This window comes from Mycobacterium sp. E2733 (assembly GCF_001667585.1).
Lineage (GTDB): Bacteria > Actinomycetota > Actinomycetes > Mycobacteriales > Mycobacteriaceae > Mycobacterium.
Genome location: NZ_LZJZ01000012.1, coordinates 112,054 through 129,626 on the forward strand (window position 1 = coordinate 112,054; position 17,573 = coordinate 129,626).

The 17,573-nt window shown below is 66.2% G+C and carries 17 protein-coding genes and 1 pseudogene; 7 read left to right on the plus strand and 11 right to left on the minus strand.

From position 1 onward, the window contains the following. Window positions 1–31 precede the first annotated feature (31 nt). Genes A5678_RS01050 through A5678_RS01060 form a run of 3 tightly spaced genes read right to left on the minus strand, consistent with a single transcriptional unit; the run spans window position 32 to window position 2,588 of the window. On the minus strand, window positions 32–1,180 hold the full coding sequence (locus tag A5678_RS01050) for an amidohydrolase family protein (protein ID WP_068037100.1): 1,149 nt from the start codon (window positions 1,178–1,180) through the stop codon (window positions 32–34). Further along, window positions 1,177–2,226 carry an amidohydrolase family protein gene (locus A5678_RS01055; protein WP_068037103.1) on the minus strand — a complete coding sequence of 350 codons (1,050 nt, stop codon included), beginning with the start codon at window positions 2,224–2,226 and terminating at the stop codon, window positions 1,177–1,179. Before A5678_RS01055 ends, A5678_RS01050 begins: the two co-directional genes overlap by 4 nt. Then, complete coding sequence (locus A5678_RS01060; protein WP_068037532.1) at window positions 2,223–2,588, minus strand: Rieske (2Fe-2S) protein; 366 nt, start codon at window positions 2,586–2,588, stop codon at window positions 2,223–2,225. The genes A5678_RS01055 and A5678_RS01060 overlap by 4 nt, the downstream gene beginning before the upstream one ends. A 144-nt stretch (window positions 2,589–2,732) precedes the next feature. Between A5678_RS01060 and A5678_RS01065 the strand changes: the two genes are divergently transcribed. Together A5678_RS01065 and A5678_RS01070 are read left to right on the plus strand one after the other, a co-directional pair. Beyond that, a complete protein-coding gene (locus tag A5678_RS01065) occupies window positions 2,733–3,959 on the plus strand; it encodes a cytochrome P450 (protein WP_068037107.1) in 1,227 nt (408 codons plus the stop codon). Window positions 3,960–3,968: 9 nt separating this feature from the next. Then, window positions 3,969–5,126: a Zn-dependent alcohol dehydrogenase gene (locus A5678_RS01070; RefSeq protein ID WP_068037111.1), complete on the plus strand. Its 1,158-nt coding sequence runs from the start codon at window positions 3,969–3,971 to the stop codon at window positions 5,124–5,126. On the opposite strand, the gene A5678_RS01075 is transcribed toward A5678_RS01070, so the two are convergent. The 4 genes from A5678_RS01075 to A5678_RS01090 all read right to left on the minus strand — a co-directional run bounded on the left by A5678_RS01075 (window position 5,119) and on the right by A5678_RS01090 (window position 9,140). Further along, complete coding sequence (locus A5678_RS01075; RefSeq protein ID WP_068037114.1) at window positions 5,119–5,871, minus strand: SDR family NAD(P)-dependent oxidoreductase; 753 nt, start codon at window positions 5,869–5,871, stop codon at window positions 5,119–5,121. The two genes, A5678_RS01070 and A5678_RS01075, sit on opposite strands and share 8 nt — an antisense overlap. 113 nt (window positions 5,872–5,984) lie before the next feature. After that, on the minus strand, window positions 5,985–6,806 hold the full coding sequence (locus A5678_RS01080) for an SDR family NAD(P)-dependent oxidoreductase (RefSeq protein WP_068037117.1): 822 nt from the start codon (window positions 6,804–6,806) through the stop codon (window positions 5,985–5,987). A gap of 79 nt (window positions 6,807–6,885) precedes the next feature. Then, entirely contained in the window at window positions 6,886–8,121 is a 1,236-nt protein-coding gene (locus A5678_RS01085) for a cytochrome P450 (protein ID WP_068037121.1), read from the minus strand. Continuing rightward, window positions 8,118–9,140 (minus strand): LLM class F420-dependent oxidoreductase, encoded by a 1,023-nt coding sequence (locus A5678_RS01090; protein ID WP_068037125.1) that lies wholly within the window; start codon window positions 9,138–9,140, stop codon window positions 8,118–8,120. The genes A5678_RS01085 and A5678_RS01090 overlap by 4 nt, the downstream gene beginning before the upstream one ends. A 102-nt stretch (window positions 9,141–9,242) precedes the next feature. Here A5678_RS01090 and A5678_RS01095 point away from each other — a divergent pair, with 102 nt between their 5' ends. Continuing rightward, window positions 9,243–10,739, plus strand: a complete 1,497-nt coding sequence (locus A5678_RS01095; RefSeq protein WP_068037128.1) for an acyl-CoA carboxylase subunit beta — start codon at window positions 9,243–9,245, stop codon at window positions 10,737–10,739. 6 nt (window positions 10,740–10,745) lie between these two features. Here the strand turns inward: A5678_RS01095 and A5678_RS01100 are convergent, their stop codons facing one another. From A5678_RS01100 to A5678_RS27715, 4 genes and pseudogenes are all read right to left on the minus strand, one after another. Beyond that, window positions 10,746–11,789, minus strand: coding sequence for a TIGR03857 family LLM class F420-dependent oxidoreductase (locus A5678_RS01100; RefSeq protein WP_068037534.1), 1,044 nt, complete (start codon window positions 11,787–11,789; stop codon window positions 10,746–10,748). Beyond that, complete coding sequence (locus A5678_RS01105; RefSeq protein WP_068037131.1) at window positions 11,786–12,166, minus strand: nuclear transport factor 2 family protein; 381 nt, start codon at window positions 12,164–12,166, stop codon at window positions 11,786–11,788. The genes A5678_RS01100 and A5678_RS01105 overlap by 4 nt, the downstream gene beginning before the upstream one ends. Further along, window positions 12,166–13,284, minus strand: a complete 1,119-nt coding sequence (locus A5678_RS01110; RefSeq protein WP_068037134.1) for a PHB depolymerase family esterase — start codon at window positions 13,282–13,284, stop codon at window positions 12,166–12,168. The genes A5678_RS01105 and A5678_RS01110 overlap by 1 nt, the downstream gene beginning before the upstream one ends. 89 nt (window positions 13,285–13,373) lie before the next feature. Further along, a pseudogene (locus A5678_RS27715) lies at window positions 13,374–13,472 on the minus strand (DUF4440 domain-containing protein); the annotation flags it as partial. 90 nt (window positions 13,473–13,562) lie between these two features. Between A5678_RS27715 and A5678_RS01115 the strand changes: the two are divergent. The 4 genes from A5678_RS01115 to A5678_RS01130 are packed head-to-tail and all read left to right on the plus strand — an operon-like array spanning window position 13,563 to window position 17,450. After that, the gene (locus A5678_RS01115; RefSeq protein WP_068037137.1) at window positions 13,563–14,555 is read left to right on the plus strand and encodes a Rieske 2Fe-2S domain-containing protein; all 993 of its coding nucleotides are present in this window, start codon (window positions 13,563–13,565) and stop codon (window positions 14,553–14,555) included. Further along, window positions 14,552–15,172: a cysteine hydrolase gene (locus tag A5678_RS01120; protein ID WP_068037140.1), complete on the plus strand. Its 621-nt coding sequence runs from the start codon at window positions 14,552–14,554 to the stop codon at window positions 15,170–15,172. The genes A5678_RS01115 and A5678_RS01120 overlap by 4 nt, the downstream gene beginning before the upstream one ends. Beyond that, window positions 15,169–15,789 (plus strand): PaaI family thioesterase, encoded by a 621-nt coding sequence (locus tag A5678_RS01125; protein WP_068037143.1) that lies wholly within the window; start codon window positions 15,169–15,171, stop codon window positions 15,787–15,789. The genes A5678_RS01120 and A5678_RS01125 overlap by 4 nt, the downstream gene beginning before the upstream one ends. Before the next feature lie 8 nt (window positions 15,790–15,797). After that, window positions 15,798–17,450, plus strand: coding sequence for an acyl-CoA synthetase (locus A5678_RS01130; RefSeq protein WP_068037145.1), 1,653 nt, complete (start codon window positions 15,798–15,800; stop codon window positions 17,448–17,450). The last annotated feature ends 123 nt before the right edge of the window (window positions 17,451–17,573 follow it).

Consider the following 17,573-nt stretch of genomic DNA (forward strand, 5'->3'; position numbering starts at 1 on the left):
GAGGTGCTTATCGTTTCAGCTTGGGCGAGCTTTAGCGTTCCCCCGGGAGCGCCTTGACCGTCGCCGGCAGCCCGTAGAGCTCGGTCGCGTTGCCGCGCATTATCCGCTCGCGCTGGTCGGCCGGGAATCGGTTGATCGCATAGGTCGGTGCGTCGTAGCTCCAATGCGGGTAGTCCGTCGAGAACATCAGGTTGTCGCCCAGGTCCATCGTCTCCAGGTACTCCCGGAACTGGACCGTGTCGATGTCTTCCAGCGGTTGGGTGGTGAACCGAACATGTTCGCGCACATACTCCGATGGGCGGCGCCGCACGTGCGGCAGGTCGCCGCGGCGGGCCTCCCAGATGCGATCCATCCGCGACATGACCGGCATCGCCCACGTAAAGCCGCCTTCGACGAACACCACCCGCAGGTCGGGGTGACGGTCGAATGCGCCGTCGAACACCAGGCTCATCAGATGCGAGACGTATAGCAGTGGCCAGGATGCGAAGAAGTCGTGCCAATGTGCCGGATTGCCAACCGGATACAGCGGGATGAGCTCGAACGGCGTCTGCCCCATCAAGTGGGTGGCCACCGGGAATCCGTTGCGGGCCGCGGCTTCGTAGAGCGGGTCGAAATGCGGGTTGCCGAAGGGGATCCCACGAGTCTGCGGTGTCATCAACACCTGGGCCATGTACGGATGTCCCGCCCAGCGTTCGACCTCGCGCGCCGCCTGGTCGGGTGTCTGCGCGCTGACGCTGATCGATCCGCGCCACCGGCCGTGCTCGTTGTTCGTGTCGAGCCAGACGTCGGCGAGCCAGTCGTTGTAGGCGGACTTCAGAACGTGCTCGGCCTGGGGTAACTGGGCGTCGCACATCGGCTCCAGCGTCGCGATGCTGACGCCGGCATCGAGCAGCAACTGCTTGGCCGCGAACTCCGGGTCGCTGCCCGCGAACCCACCACCCGGCGGGGCGGCATCCAGACGCAGGGACATGGTCTTGTACGAATCCGGGGTGTCGTAGAAATGCGGCACCGGGGTGACGGCGTTGCCGGTCGGCCATATCTTGTCCACCCATTCGGCCGGCGCATACGACTTGAGCACGTCGGTCGAGACAGGCAAGGGGTGCACGTCGGTGTCGACGATGCTCACCGCAATTTCGTCGTCGTGGCCCGTCGGCGAATCGACTCGTTCGATCGTGGTCATCGCACACGCTCCTTCAGCCCGTACAGCTCGCTGGCGTTTCGCCACAGCACCTTGTCGCGTTGGGCAGCATCGAGGCCCTCGGCAACGCGCTCGGGTGGCGACGTGGACCAGTGGGGATACGCCGACCCGTACATCAGCAGGTCGGACTTGCCGGTGAACTCCATCCAGCGCTTCGTGTCGGCGGTGTCGGTCGGCCCGTCGAACGCCGACGAGCAGAACCTGACGTGGCCGGGCAGGTATTCGCTCGGGTAGCGATCGACCCACGGCGTCTGGTCGCGCATCGATACCCAGAAGGTGTCCAGCCGCCAGATCAACGGCGTGAGGATGTCGTAGCCGCCGTCGGCGAACACGAATTTGAGGTCGGGGTGCCTGCCGAACATGCCCTCCACGATGAGGGTGGCCAGGTGCACGAAGTAGTTCAGCGGCATGAACGCCGCGTATCCCGGATAGGTGTGGGCGTGACCGGCGAAGGTGGGCGGATAGTCGACGCCGTTGCCGCCGTTGATGTGTACCGCCACCGGCAACCCGTGGGCGGCGGCGGCCTCCCAGATCGGCTCGAACATCGGCTTGCCGTAGGGCTCGCGCGACTGCAGCGGGACGCCGACCTGGACCAGCTTCGGGTGATCGGCCAGGCGCTCGATCTCCGCGACGGCGCCCTTGGGGTCTTCGGGATTGACGCGGATGGTTCCCCGGAATCGATCGGCGGAGTCGGGCTCCAGCCAGCGGTCGAGCAGCCAGTCGTTGACCGCCGCGGAAATTCGGCTGTTGAGCAGGTAGTCGGCGATGTTGCCGCGGGTCAGCGGGTTGAGGATGGCGTAATTGACGCCCATGTCGTCGAAGAGGTGCCGGCTCACGGTCTCGGGGTCCGAGCCCGGGTAGTGCTCCCCGTAGAGGTCTTGCCGGTAGTCGCCGCCGGGCGCTTGGTACCACTGCTGCTCGACGTCGGGAATCGACCGCAGCTGGTGGGCGGCGGGTAGATAGCGCCGTATCTCCGCGTTGGAGCGGAAGTGCGGCTGTACGTTGGCATCTATGACCGGGCTGATCATGCGGTCAGGTACACCTCCCCGTCGGTGACGTCGACCGGATAGGTGCGAACACGCCGCGTCGGATCGGCGAGGTTCTGCCCGGTGGTGATGTCGAATTCCCAATTGTGCCAAGGGCATCGGACGATTTGGCCGTCGCGGACCCGGCGCAGCCCGCCGGGTTCATCCGGGGCGAACTCATTGGTGCCGCCGAGCAGACCGAGACACAGCGGCGCGCCTTCGTGGGAGCAATAGTTGACGATCGCGTAAAGCTCGCCACGCACGTTGTACACGCCGATGCCGAACTTCCCGACGTCGACCAGCTTCATCTCGCCGGGCGGCAGATCGTCCAGTGCGCACACGAATCGCCGCTCGGGCATTTGCATCACCGCCTCCGACGCCACGCAGCATCAATACTGTGCCCGTTACGGTAACCACGACAAGCCGTTGGGCTTAGTTGCTATTTATACTATGATAGCGATAATCCCCAAGTACCCAATCCGCTTACCGGCTGTTCAGGAGGAGCGCTGATGACGCTCAGCACCGACCCCGCCAACCAGCCCGTCACGCTCGACTTCACCGGCGAAACCAGCCCCTACCCGTTCTTCGAGTACATGAGGCTTAAGGATCCGGTGTGGCATGGCGCGCTGAGCGATCGTGAGCAGATACCGGAGGAGTTGCGGCCCAGCGACGAGTGGGTCCTGTTCAGCTACGACGGGGTCTACCGGGCGTTCCGCGACGACCGGATCTTCACGTCGGCCGCTTACGACAAGACGATCGGGTTGGTGATGGGCCACACCATCCTCGCGATGGGCGGGAAGGAGCACCACGACCACCGCAGCCTGGTGGCGAAGGCATTTCGTGCGACCGCGCTGGAACGTTGGGAGCCGTCGGTCATCGGGCCGGTCTGCGATCAGTTGATCGACGAGATCAAGAACGATGGACACGCCGACTTGGTGAAGGCGCTGACGTTCGAATTTCCCACCCGCATCATCTCGACGTTGCTCGGTCTGCCGCCGGAGGATTTGGACATGTTCCGACGGCTGTCTCTCGACCTCATCTCGATCCAGGCCGACATCATGGCGGGGCTGAACGCCGCAGAGGAGTTGCGCGGCTACTTCCTCGATCAGGTCGAGCAACGGCGCCGCAAACCGACCAGCGACATCATCGGCGACTTGGTCACGGCCGAGATCGACGGTGAAAAACTCAGCGACGAGGCCATCATCGCTTTCCTTCGATTACTGTTGCCCGCCGGACTGGAGACCACCTATCGATCGTCGGGCAACCTGTTGTACCTGCTTCTCACCCATCCCGAGCAACTGGCGATGGTGTCCCGGGACCGGTCGTTGATACCCGTCGCCATCGAGGAGGGCCTGCGGGTCGAAACCCCGCTGACCATGGTCATGCGGACCACCACCGAAGAAATCGAGATCGGCGGCAAGACGATCCCGGCCGACGCGCAGATAGACCTGTGCATGGGCTCGGCCAACCGCGACGAAACACGCTGGGCCGACCCCGATGTATTCGACATCACCCGCCCCCGCAACGCCCACATCGCCTTCGCCGGCGGGATCCACATGTGCCTCGGCATGCATCTGGCCCGACTCGAGACGCGCGTGATGCTGAACAGTCTGTTCGACCGCGTCAAGGACCTGGCCTTTGTGGCCGACGACGGAACCGGCCAGGAGTCCAAGATCGTCGGGCTTACGTTCCGGTCCCCCAACAAGCTTCCGGTCACCTTCTCCCCTGCCGCATAGGGAAGCCGCTTGAAAACTAAGGGAGCGCTCCTGCACGACGTCGGCGGGCCGTGGTCGATCGAAGAATTCGAGCTCGACCCGCCCCGCGCCGGCGAGGTCCTGGTCGAGATGGCGGCGGCCGGGTTGTGCCATTCCGACGACCACATCCTCAAGGGCGACATGTCGGCGCCCAACGAGGTGATGCGCTCGCTCGGCCTACCGACCATGTTCCCGACGGTCGGCGGCCATGAGGGCTCCGGCATCGTGCGGCAAGTTGGTGACGGCGTAACCGATTTCGCGCCCGGCGACCACGTGGTGATGTCGTTCGTCGCGGTGTGTGGACAGTGCCGCTGGTGCGCGACGGGCATGGAGTACATTTGTGACGTCGGCGCTTTTACCCTCACCCCGGGGATGCCCACCGACGGCACCTTCCGGCATCACACCGCCGACGGCCGGCCACTGGGGCATCTGGCCAAGGTCGGGGCATTCGCCGAACACACTGTCGTGTCGACGAATTCGCTGGTCAAGATCGAGCCCAGCCTGCCGCTGGCGCCGAGCGCGTTACTGTCATGCGCCATTCCCACCGGCTACGGTTCGGCCGCCAACCGTGCCGGGGTGCGCGGCGGTGACACTGTCGTCGTCATCGGCGTCGGCGGAATCGGCACCGGTGCGATCCAGGGCGCGCGGATCAGCGGCGCCGCGCAGATCGTCGCCGTGGACCCGGTGGACTTCAAGCAGAAATCGGCGCTGCAGTTCGGCGCGACACACAGTGCGGCCACGATCGCCGAGGCACAGGAGCTGCTGCGGGACTTGACATACGGCGTCATGGCCGACGCCGTGGTGGTCTCCCCTTCGCTGATCACCGCCGACGACGTCCGCGATGCGCTGCAGCTGACCCGCAAGGGCGGGACGTGCGTGCTCACCGGTATGACGTCGCAGCTGACCCGATCGGTGAAGATCGACCTGCAGGACTTCATCCTGATGAACAAGACGCTCGCGGGAACGATATTCGGCTCGTGCAACCCGAGGGCCGACATCTCCCGGCTGGCCAGGCTCTATCGAACCGGGCAACTCCAGCTCGACGAAATGATCACCCGCCGCTATCGCCTCGACGAGATCAACGATGCCTACGACGACCTGCGCAACGGCAAAATCATCCGGGGCATCATCGATTTCGGGATCAGCTGAGGCCTTTTCGGCCCATCACCCGCTGGAGTTGGCCGTACGCGTCGATGGGACTGTGCAGCGCGAGCCCGCCGTCGGCGTGCACGACTTGGCCGGTCACCCAAGGCAATTCCAGGACACCGACGATCGCCCCGGCCACGTCCACGGCGTTCCCCAGACCGCCCAGCGGCGTCCGTTCGGACAAAGCTTCCACCCAGCCGGGTAGCTGTTCCGGTTTCGCCAGCATCGGCGTGCGCGTGACGCCCGGTCCGACAGCGTTCACCCGGATGCCGTGCACGCCCCACTCCGCCGCGGCGACCTTCACCAACATGTCCACTCCCGCCTTGGACACACAGTAGGCACCCATGTCACGGTCGGCGACGGTGCCGCTGATGCTGGAGACCGCGACGATCGAGCCGCCGAAGCCGGCGTCGACCATCGCCCGCGCCCCGGCGCGAATGGTCAGCCAGGTGCCCGTGAGGTTGACCCCCAACACCCGGTTCCATTCCGCGGGCGACTGTTCGAGCAACAGCCCCGACGCACCGACTCCGGCGCAGGTGACGATCCGCGCGGGCGCCCCGTGGTCGCGCACCGTTTGCTCCATGGCGGCCGACACCGCGTCGGGATCGCTGACGTCGCAGGCGATGTCGGCATCCGTGAGATCCCACACCACTACGTGGTGTCCCGCCTCGCGCAGCCGCGCGGCAACCTCACGCCCGATGCCGGACGCTCCTCCGGTCACCAGCGCCGGGTGGTGATCACTTTGCACAAGGTGCGAGTTTAGTCCGGTACCACCGCCTCGCTCGGCACCCGTTGCCACCCTGGCGTGACACTAGGCACCCGTTGCCACACTGGCGTGACGCTCGGCGCTCGCAGCGGCCGCTAAACGACCTTGGCCAAGGTGCGATCCCACAGCTCACGCGCGAGCACGGGATCGTCGGCCGCGCGGTTGGCCCTCGCGACTTTGCCCTTCGCGTAGTACTCGCCGGGAGCCCAGTCGACACCGGGCGTGCTGGAGGCCAACCACACCAGCTGTTCGGCACCCTGGTCCGGAGTTTTGATGAGGCGGCTGACCGGGGTGCGCTGCATGGTCGTCAGGAACCGTGAACCCGACGAGTGACCGATGTTGGTGTTGACGAAACCCGGGTGCACGACGGCGGCCGAAAGCCCGTCGGCGTGGTAGCGCCGGTGTAATTCCTTGGTGAACAGGATGTTTGCCAGCTTGGCCAGCGCGTAAGCGGTGCTCGGCCTGCGTCGCTCGGTCGTTTCGAAATCGGCGAGGGTGACGTTGCGAAGCAGCCGCTGCGACGAACTCGACGTGTTGACGATCGTGGCGTGCGACGCGACAAGTACGTCGAGCAATGCCGTGGTGAGCAGAAACGGCGCCAGGTAGTTGACCTGAAGCGTGATCTCATGCCCATCGGCGGTCTTGTGCAGCTTGCTGAACACGCCTCCGGCGTTGTTGCCCAACACATCGATGCGGGGGTACTTGGAGCGGAGCTTGTCCGCCAGGGCCCGCACTTGACACAGGTCGGCAAAGTCGGCGACGAAATAGTCGGCGTCCAGCTCGGCGGCCATCGCGGCGGCCTTGCTCTCCGTGCGTCCGACCAGTACGAGGTTCGCGCCGCTGCGGTGCATCCGGCGGGCCGCCGCGGCGCCGATGCCGTCGCTGGCACCGGTGATGACGATCGTCCTGCGCGTCATTGCCTAGTCCTCCACGGGGAGCGTAACGACCGCGATCGTCGCACACCCCGACTAAGCGGGCCGCTTACCGGGCGGCGCGTCACGCCAATGAGTAGCGAACCGGCAGGTGTTTGAGGCCGCCGACGAAGGTGGTGGCCACCAGTTCCGGGTCACCGGTCAGTTCAATGGATTTGAGCCGGGGCAGCAGCTCGGTGAAGAAGCTGTTGACCTCCATGCGGGCCAGCGCGGCGCCCATGCAGAAGTGCACCCCGTAGCCGAAGGCGAGGTGTTTGTTGGGGTCGCGCCCGACGTCGAAGCGGAACGGGTCTACGAAGACATCCTCGTCGCGGTTGGCCGACACGTAGGACAGCAGCACCGAATCCCCCGCCGCGATGGGCACCCCGCGCACGGTGGTGTCCTCGGTGGCGGTGCGCATGAATTCCTTGACCGGGGTGACCCACCGAATCATTTCCTCGGTGGCCAGTGGCATCAGGTCCAGGTTGTCGCGCAGGCGGTCGAGCTGGTCGGGATTTTCGATGAGCGCGTGCAGGCCACCCGAGATGGTCGCACTGGTGGTGTCGTGCCCGGCGGTGGCGACGATGAGGTAGTACGACACGGTGTCGATGTCCGACAACGGCTCGCCGTCGACGCGGGCGTTGGCGATCGCGGACGCCAGATCCTCGGTGGGGTGCTCGCGGCGGGACTCGGTCACCCCGTTGAAGTACTGGAACATGTCGAACAACGCGGGCAGCTGATCCTCGTTGGTGGTGCCCCTTTTGAATTCCGAGTCGTCGCTGCCGAACAACTCCTGGGTCAACTTGAGCATCCGCGGGAAGTCGGCCTCCGGCAGCCCCAGCAGCGACATGATCACGTAGAGCGGGTAATTGACCGCCACCTCCTGGACGAAGTCGCACTTCGGGCCGGCGGCCATCATCGTGTCGACGTAGATCTTGGCGAGTTCGTCGACACGAATCTTCAACGCCCGCATAGCCTTCGGGCGAAACCAGTCGGAGCCGATCGCGCGCACCACCCGATGCTGCGGATCATCCAGGTGGATCAGCGTGCGCACGCCCGCGGCGGCCTGCATCTCGTCACCCTCTGCCGTCGTCAGGACCGGGCGGGGCCAGTTGGTGAACAGCATGTTGTCGCGTTCGATGTCCATGATGTCGGCGTGCTTGGTGATCGCCCAGAACGGCCGGTAGTCCGGCACCTCGACCCACGACACCGGCGCGCTGGCGCGCAGGTGGGTCAGCGCGGCGTGCAATCGCCGCTCATCGGTGTAGGCCAAGGGATCTGCCAGCAGTTTGGCGGACTCGTCTACCGTGGTGGTGCTCACTCGCGAAACTCCTTCAGTGCGGCCGTGATACAGGACTGTGACGCGTTCAGGAAGATCGGTAGCACCCGGTCGACCGCGCCGTGGCAGCGGTCCTTCAGGGCGCCGGCGACGGTGTCCACCGGGCCGACGACCGCAAAGGCCGCGAGCGCCTCGTCGTCGATCAGCGAACCCATGGCATCCCACTCGCCCGCGAGCGACAGGCGGTGCAGTTCGGGCTGCAGGTCTCCCCAGCCGTGCAGCTCCAAAACTTTGCGATAAGCGGGCGTTGACCCGTAGAAGGCGATCTGCTTGCGCACGGCGGCGGTGGCGGCCGCCAGTTCATCCTCGTTCTCGCCGGTGGCGATCATCACCTCGGTGGACACCTCGAAGTCACTCCGCGACCCGCCGACTCGCTGCATACCGCGCAGCAGCGCCGGCACGGTGACCTCGTCCAGGTAGCGCTTGGAAACCATCGGGTGTCCGAGGTGGCCGTCGGCCACCTCGCCGCACATCTCGGTCATCGCTTCACCCACGGCCGCGATGAAGACCTTGGGCGTGGAATAGGGCTGCGGCTCCGGGGTGAACATCGGGGTCATGATCTTGTGCGTGTAGAAATCTCCCTCGAAACACAGATTCCCGCCGTCTCGCCACACCGACCAGATCGCGTGCAGGGCGGAGACGAACTCGCGCATCCGGCGCGCGGGATGGCTCCACGGCATGCTGAACCGCTTCTCGATGTGGGGTTGGATCTGGGTGCCCAGCCCGAGGATGAAGCGGCCCTCCGAATACGCCTGCAGGTCCCAACCGATGTTGGCCACAATCATCGGATTGCGGGCGAACGCCACCGCGATGTTGGTGCCTAGTTCGAGCCGCGACGTGTGCTCGGCGGCCAGCAGCAGGGGCAGAAATGGGTCGTGACTGGTCTCCGCCGTCCAGCCCCCGTCATACCCATCTCGTTCCAGGGTGACCGCCGCCTCGGTCACCCGTGCCAGTTGATTGGGGATGCCCCCGTCGACCTTGAGGCGGGCGGCGTCGGCCATGCGGGTAACTTTACAGTAAGCAATCCAGTATGTGACCCTGCAGATCAAGTCACCACCATCGGATTAGTCGCGTGACGAAACCCCATGAGGTAGGACATAGGCATGACAAAACCCCCGGATTGGCAGGAGACGCTCGAGGACCTCGACCGTCGCCGGCAGCGCGCGTGGGGTATGGGTGGTCCCGAACGCCTGGACAAGCACCGCGGCAAGGGCAAGCTCGACGCCCGCGCGCGCATCGAGCGCCTCCTCGATCCCGGGACCTTCCGCGAAATCGGCACGCTGGTCGGCGGCGAGATCGCGGCCGACGGGCTGGTCGTCGGCTCCGGGTCGATCAACGGTTCGCCGGTGATGTTGGGCTCGGAGGACTTCACCACCATGGCCGGCAGCATCGGACCGGGCGGCAACTCCAAGCGCTACCGCATCGCGGAACTCGCGCTGCGCGACAAGGTTCCCCTGGTGATGCTGCTCGAAGGCGCCGGGTTTCGTCCTGGCGGTGGACATTACGGACGCACCCCCACCGACCTGCTCGCCCAGGCGCAGTGCTCGGGCCGGGTACCGACCGTCGCCGCCGTGCTCGGCCCCTCGGCCGGACATGGCGCCCTCGTCGCCCCGGTGTGCGATTTCCGGATCATGAGCAGGCAGGGCGCCATCTTCACCGCCGGCCCGCCCGTCGTCAAAGAGTCCACCGGAGAAGAGATCTCGAAGGAGGACCTCGGCGGACCCGTCACCGCCTTGCCGAGCGGGGTGATCCACAACGTCGCCGAGGACGACGAAGCCGTGATGGCCGATATTCGGCGGTACCTGTCGTATTTCCCGCCGAGTGCGTGGTCGTACCCGGCGCCGCTGCCGCCGGACGAGGACAGCGAGCCGCGTGCGACACCCGAATTGCTGGACATCGTCTCCCGCGACAACCGCCGCGTCTACGACATGCGCGCCGTGCTCGACGTGGTCTTCGACCGGCCCGACTGGTTCGAGGTGCAGCCGCTGTACGGCAAAGCGATCATCTGCGCGTTGGCCCATCTTGGGGGGCATCCGGTCGCGGTGGTGGCCAACCAACCCCAGGTGATCGCCGGCTCGATCGACGCCGACGCGGCGGACAAGGCGGCACATTTCATCATGGTGGCCGACTCGTTCCACCTGCCCATCGTCTTCCTTGCCGACAACCCCGGCATGCTGCCCGGTAGTCGGTCCGAGCGCAACGGCGTGCTGCGCGCCGGTGCGCGGATGTTCGCCGCGCAGACGGCGGCAACCACGGTCAAGTTGCATGTCACGCTGCGCAAGGCATACGGATTCGGCTCCATGGTCATGTCGCTGTTGGGTTTCGATCACCAGAGCGCGACTTTCGCTTACCCGGGCGCGACCATGGGCGCCATGAGTGCGGCAGCGCTGGGACGGGCGACGCATGCCGGTGAGGACATCACCGCGAAGCTGCGCGACGCCGAGTTGCAGGCGTCCTATCGCTCGGCCGAACATTTGGGATTCGACGAGCTCATCGATCCCCGCGAAACCCGTGACGCCTTGCTCAGTTCACTGCTTCGCGGATTGTCCAGCCGGCAGGCCGCGGCGGAGCCGGTCAGCCGGACCGTCATCATGCCCTGACTGGCGCTAATCCCCCGCTCGATAGGCCGCGATCACGGGCTCCAGTTCGTCCGGCGTCGCGCCGTGCATGATCACGGCGTCGGCCCCGTAGCCGAATTCCTTGCGGATACGATCCGCGCACTGCCGGGCGCACCCGGTGGCCGAGGGGTCCAGCCACTCGTCGGGGATCAACGTCGCGATGTGCTCGATCTGTTCGGCCGTGGCCTTGTGGTCGATCCCGCCAGCGATCGACGTCACCACCGGGTCTTCCCGGAAGCGTTGCAGCACGGCCGGATCCCAGTTGTTCGTGCGCACCATCAGGTCGCCGTAGCCCTGCAGATAGGTGGCCAGGCGGGCGACCGTCTTCTTCAGCCGCAACTCCTCGGGAAGGTGGTCGCCCACGGTCGCAAAGCACGACCACACCCGCACACTGCCCGGGTCGCGGCCGGCCTTCTCGGCCGCGGCTTTGACGGTCTGGGCACAGCGTTGCAGCGTCTCCGGGGTGAAGTAGGTGTGCAGGATGACGTCGTCGAACACGCGGCCCCCGAGTTCGAGCGTCTTCGGCCCGAAAGCGACCAGCGCCAACCGGATGTCCTCGTTGAAGTCGGGGTCAAGGAACAGGATGGGGTATTTGCCCATAGGGCCGTCGTGGTTGAAAATCAGCTCGCCGTGCCACAGGCGGCGCATGACCTGGGCCCAGTCCTCCATCTGCGCGGTGGTGACGGGCGGTATGCCGAACGCCCCGTAGATCGCCGCGATGCCGCGCCCGATGCCGAGCGTGAAGCGCCCGCGCGAGAGCCGGTGCATGGTGGTGGCCCACGATCCGGTGATCAGCGGGTGGCGGGTGTTGTGATTCGTTGCGGCTGTGGCGATTTGCATTCTGGTCGTCACGGCGCACGCCGCGCCGACAAGGGAGGCCGCTTCCTTGACGTTCCAGCGCTCGGAGATGAACGCAGTACCCATGCCCAGCTCCTCGCCGCGGCGGGCCTCGTCGACCAGCGTCGCCGGGCCTTCCCCGCCGGCACCGGCCAGCAGGTAATAGCCTAATTCATCAAGCGTACGATCGCTCAAGTCCAAACTCCTTGCTGATAGCCACAATTCCAGACTTCGGTGATCTTCCCGCCGACGACGCGGAACACCTCGATGCTGGCGACGTTGGTCTCGGCGCCGTCATTGGTGGTCATCGACGAGTCGTAAACGATCGCGACGTGCTCGCCGTCGTCGCCGGCGGCGACGACGTTCAGATCGAACCGTAACTTGTCGAACATCGCCCAGACGTCCCTGACCCGGCTTACCGCCTGGGCGCGGGTCAGGGTGTGCACCTCACCCACCCCGTGCCGGATCACGTTGTCGGCGAACAACTCCTCGGCCAACTCGAGGTTGCGCTCGTTCCAGACCACGAGGTTGTAGAGCTCGACCACTTCGCGGGCCGTGCGGGCGGTTCCCATCAGCCGCTGACCTCACGCAGGAATCGATCGGTCACCCGCTGCACGCGCCGGGAGAAAATGTGGCCGACGTGGCTGCCGTCGTACCAGTAGAGTTGGCCGCCCCAGCGCTCCTGCAACTCGACCGCGGGGTCGCGCATCGCCATCCGGTCGTGCCAGGCCCCGACAATGAGCCGGCGATGTGGCGGCGGCGCCGGGTCGACCCGCAGCGGATCGATCACCGAGGTCAGCTTCGCCGCCTCCGGGGACGCCAGCAGGTCGCGGAACCCGTCGCGGGACGACCCCCAGCGCCCTAAGTGCCGGGCGATCATCGCGTTGAGTCCCAGGATCGGCGTGTACAGCGCGACCGCATCGACCTGCCTCTCCAGATGGGAAACCAAGGCGGCGACCGGGGTTCCCATCGAAATCCCGGCTACCACAACGGCACTGGCCTGCGGCTGCGCCCAGCGCACCACCGCGCGAATCTCCGACACCGAACGCATCATGCCAGCGACGTTGCCCAATGGATCCATGTCCGGGTACGCGGGCCACTCGCGGCGTCGGCAGCCGTGACCGGGCTGCACCGGGAGTGCGACGTTGAACCCGAGTTTATGGTGTATCCGGCCGATGCGACTCAGCAAGAGGTCTTCGGTGCCGCCCTGACCGGCGCCGTGCACCCAGATCAGCCACGGCCTTAAGCCGTCGCGGTGCCGGCACAGGTGCACCACCGCCCGCGCCGGTCCGCCCAGCCCTTCGGCTGCAAGGGTTTTCGGCAGCACCGGGTCGTGCTCGAATGTCATCCGCTCATACGACAGGTTGCCGATGCGCCGTCGCCGCACCGAGGTCGCCCGCAACGGCGCCGGCTCGGCGTGCGCACGGTCGATACCCAGGGCGGACAATTCTTCGGCGGCGGCGGTGCAGCAGTCGAGCGACCGCATGCCCGCGGGACTTCCGCCCAGCAACGAAAACCCGCTCAGGACAAGCTCGTCCAGTATCACCTCGCCGAACTGGCGCACTCCGCGCGGGGACGCCGGAGCCCAGCGGGTCGACTGGTTCAGGCCGGCCACCGTGCGGGGCACCAACATGCCGAACTCGCGCGTGACGTCCCTGGCGAGGCCCAGGCCTTGCATTAACTTCGACATTCCAATCACCTACGCCAGCTTGAAACCGGTGTATCCGGCGGCCGCGATTTCGTCGCAGCGGCGCCGGTATTCGGGGATTCCCCCGGTGTAGCCCAGATGCCCGTCGCGGTGGTGGGCGAGGTCAGCGCGATCTCCGGGGTGTGACAGTGGTGCATCGTGGGCACGGTCTCGAGCCCGCCCATCACCATCTCTGTCATTTCGCTCCTTGCCGTGCACAGGCCGGACTGCTGAAATCTATACTGTAACGGACTTAGTATCAGGCAATCGGAGGCTTCTGCGTGAAAGTGCCATTCACCTGGAAGGTGACCGGGTGGTTCATGGTCGGATGGTCGCCCGAGTTCTCGGTTGGCGAGGTGCGGCCGCTGCACTACTTCGGCGAGGACCTGGTCGCCTACCGCGACGAGTCGGGCGAGCTGCACGTCCTGGAAGCGCACTGCAAACACCTCGGCGCCCACCTCGGCCACGGTGGCAAGGTGCTCGGCGACTGCGTCGAATGTCCCTTCCATGGCTGGCGCTGGGGCCCGGACGGCAGCAACCGGTACATCCCCTACCAACCCGACCGGCCCAACCGCGCGCTGCGTCTGCGCGTGTACCCGGTGCGCGAGCAGTACGACTGCGTGTTCATCTGGCATCAGCCGGACGGCAAGGAGCCGCAGTGGGACATGCCGGACATCTTTCGGAAATTTCCGCAATTCGAAACCGACCCGGCGGCCTATTACCGCGCGTATCCGGAGTTCTCCCGGCGCGCTGAACGCGAACCGGTGCATCCGCAGATCGTCGCGGAGAATGCCCCCGACAGCGCGCATTTCGAATACGTACACCACGCCACGGTGACGCCGCGGGTGCTGGACTGGAAGATCGTCGACCACGAGTGGCAGTTCGTCGCGGGGTGGCCGGACGCGCGCAGTGACAGCCCCGACGATCTCGCGCTGCGGTTCCACAGCCACCTGTTCGGCCTGGGGGGAGCGATCAGCGTCTTCGAGGGGGCACAGAACCATCGGCTCATCTTTACCTGCACGCCGGTCGACGACGAGTGTTCGGACCTGTTCTACTCGATCTGGTGGCCGCGGGAGTCCGGCGACACCTCCGACGTACCGCAGGGCGAGTTACGCGACGTTATCGAACGGCAATTCCTGTCCACCGTCTTCGACGATCTGCAGATCTGGCGCTACCAGAAATACGTGGAAAATCCGGCGCTCTCCAAGGTCGACGCGAAAGGGTATATGGCGCTGCGGAAGTGGGCCAAACAGTTCTACGAAGTGCCGGCATGACAGCGAAACTCGCCGAGATCGCGGCGCCCGAGCACACCGCGGTCGTCACGCAGGAATGCCAGGGCGCCGTCATCGGCCCCAACGCCGGACTGGTGATGCTGGCCGAGGAAGCACGTCGGGTTGCCCTGCCGAATATCGTGCGGCTGTTGCCGGGGGCCCGGGCGGCCGGGGCGCGCGTCGTGCACTGCTTGGTGCAGCAGCGGCCCGACGGGCTCGGCTCCAACCACAACGCCAAGATCTTCGCCATGGGGCATGGGCAAGTCGACATCACCCCCGGCACCCCCGGGGCGGCCGTGCTACCCGAATTAGGCCCGGAGCCTGACGATCTGGTGCTGAGCCGCTGGCACGGCGTCGGACCGATGGGCGGCACGGACCTGGACGCGATACTGCGCAACCTGGGGGTATCCACCATCGTCGTCGTCGGGGTATCGCTGAACATCGCCATCCCCAACGTCGTCATGGACGCCGTCAACGCCGCCTACCGCGTCATCGTGCCCCGCGATGCGGTCGCCGGCATACCCACCGAATACGGAGATGCCATCATCGCCAACACCCTGTCCCTGCTTGCGACCATTACCACCACTGACGAGCTGCTCGACGTGTGGACCCAGCGATGACCGACACCGCACCCGGAGTTCGCGGCGGGTTCCCCGACATCCGGCCCGTCGATCATGCGCCGGCGGGTCTCGGCCGGTTCGTCGACGCGATGCGCCGCCTGCAGGATCTGACCGTCGCCAGCGACCCGGACAGCTCCGCGTGGACCACTGCGGCGCAGCACGTCGAAAACGCCTGCGTCCTGTTGGACGGCCACCAGGTACCCGAAGGCATGGCGCCGGCGGGCCGCGTCATCGAACTGCCCGGCCTCGGTCATCCGCTGCTGCCGCCGTGGACAATCACCGAATCCGGGCCGAACGGCGTCACCATGGACGGACTCTTCACCCGATCCCACGTGGGCGGAAACAACGCCGTACACGGCGGCATGATCCCGCTGTTCTACGACTGGCTGTTCGGGATGGTGGTCTCCACTGCGGGCACGCCACCCACCCGGACCGCATACTTGCATGTCGACTACCGAGCCGTCACTCCGATCAACGAGCCGTTGACCGCCCGCGGCGGCATCACCGATGTCGACGGCAGGAAGATATTCATCTCGGCTACGATGACGGCCGCTGACGGCACGCTGCTCACCGAAGCCAACGGCCTGATGGTCCGACTGCTCCCCCACCAGCCTTGAGAGGCCTAATGTCCGACACAGCAACAGAGTTCACGGTGCCCGCTGTCGCGACGGCCGTCGCGGCCGCGATTCCCGATCGGGAGCTGCTGATCCAGGGCGGACGGCGGTACAGCTACGCACAGGTGGTCGAACGGTCGCACCGCCTCGCCGCTTACCTGCACTCGCGTGGCTTGGGGTGCCACACCGAACGCTCCGCGCTCCCCGGCCATGAGGTCGGTCAGGACCTGGTCGGCATCTACGCCTACAACGGAAATGAATTTGTCGAGGCGCTGCTGGGCGCGTTCGGAGCCCGAGTCGCCCCGTTCAACGTCAACTTCCGCTACGTCAAGAGCGAGCTGCAGTACCTGTTGGCGGATTCCGGGGCGACCGCGCTGATTTACCACTCCACGTTCGCGCCGCGGGTCGCCGAAATCCTGCCGGACCTTCCCCAGCTGCGCGTGCTGATCCAGATCGCCGATGACTCCGGCAATGAATTGATTTATGGCGCAGTGGATTACGAGAGCGCTCTTGCGTCCTGCGCCCCGGAGCCACCCACGGTGCAGCCTTCCCCCGACGACCTGTACGTCCTCTACACGGGCGGCACGACGGGAATGCCGAAAGGCGTGCTGTGGCGCCAGCACGACATCTTCATGACGTCCTTCGGGGGACGCAACCTGATGACCGGTGAGCCGTTCGGATCCGTCGAGGAGATCACGGCGGGGGTCGCCGCCGGTCCCGGAACCAAGCTGATGATCCTGCCGCCGCTGATGCACGGCGCGGCCCAATGGAGCGTGATGACGGCGATCACGACCGGACAATCCGTCGTCTTCCCGTCGGTCGTCGATCGTCTGGACGCCGACGAGGTCGTCTGCACCATCGAGCGCGAACGGGTGGCCGTGGTGACGGTGGTCGGTGATGCGATGGCCCGCCCCTTGGTGGCGGCCATCGAGAAAGGGACCGCTGACGTGTCGTCGTTGGCCGTGGTGGCCAACGGGGGGGCGTTGCTCACCCCGTTCGTCAAGCAGCGGTTGATCGAAGTGCTGCCGAACGCCGTCGTCGTCGACGGTGTCGGATCCTCGGAGACCGGAGCGCAGATGCACCACATGTCGATGTCGGGGTCGGTGTCGACCGGCACCTTCAACGCGGGACCGGACACGTTCGTGGCGGCCGAGGACCTGGAATCCATCCTGCGCCCGGGTCACGACGGAATGGGCTGGCTGGCGCAGCGGGGATACGTTCCGCTGGGCTACAAGGGCGATGCGGCCAAGACTGCCAAGACGTTTCCCGTCATCGACGGGGTGCGGTACGCGATTCCCGGTGACCGGGCCCGCCACCACGCCGACGGCAGAGTCGAATTGCTCGGCCGCGACTCGGTGACGATCAACTCGGGCGGCGAGAAGATCTTCGTCGAGGAGGTCGAGACGGCGATCGCGTCGCACCCGGCGGTGGCCGACGTAGTGGTCGCCGGACGTCCCAGCGAGCGGTGGGGCCAGGAGGTCGTGGCCGTCGTCGCGCTGGCCGAAGGCACCCGCGTCGACGCCGAGGAGTTGGTCGCCCACGCCGGGCAATCGTTGGCTCGGTACAAGCTTCCCAAAGCGATCGTGTTCCGCGCGGCAATCGAGCGCAGCCCGTCGGGCAAGGCCGACTACCGGTGGGCCCGCGAGCAGGCGGTGAACGGCTGATCGGCTGGGAGTCGACGACCTACCGGGACCGCGTCGCCGTGGTCACCGTCGCCGGATCGGGCATCGGTCGCGCACTGACCCACGGCACTCGCTGAGGCGATCGCCCAGCACACAACTTCCGGT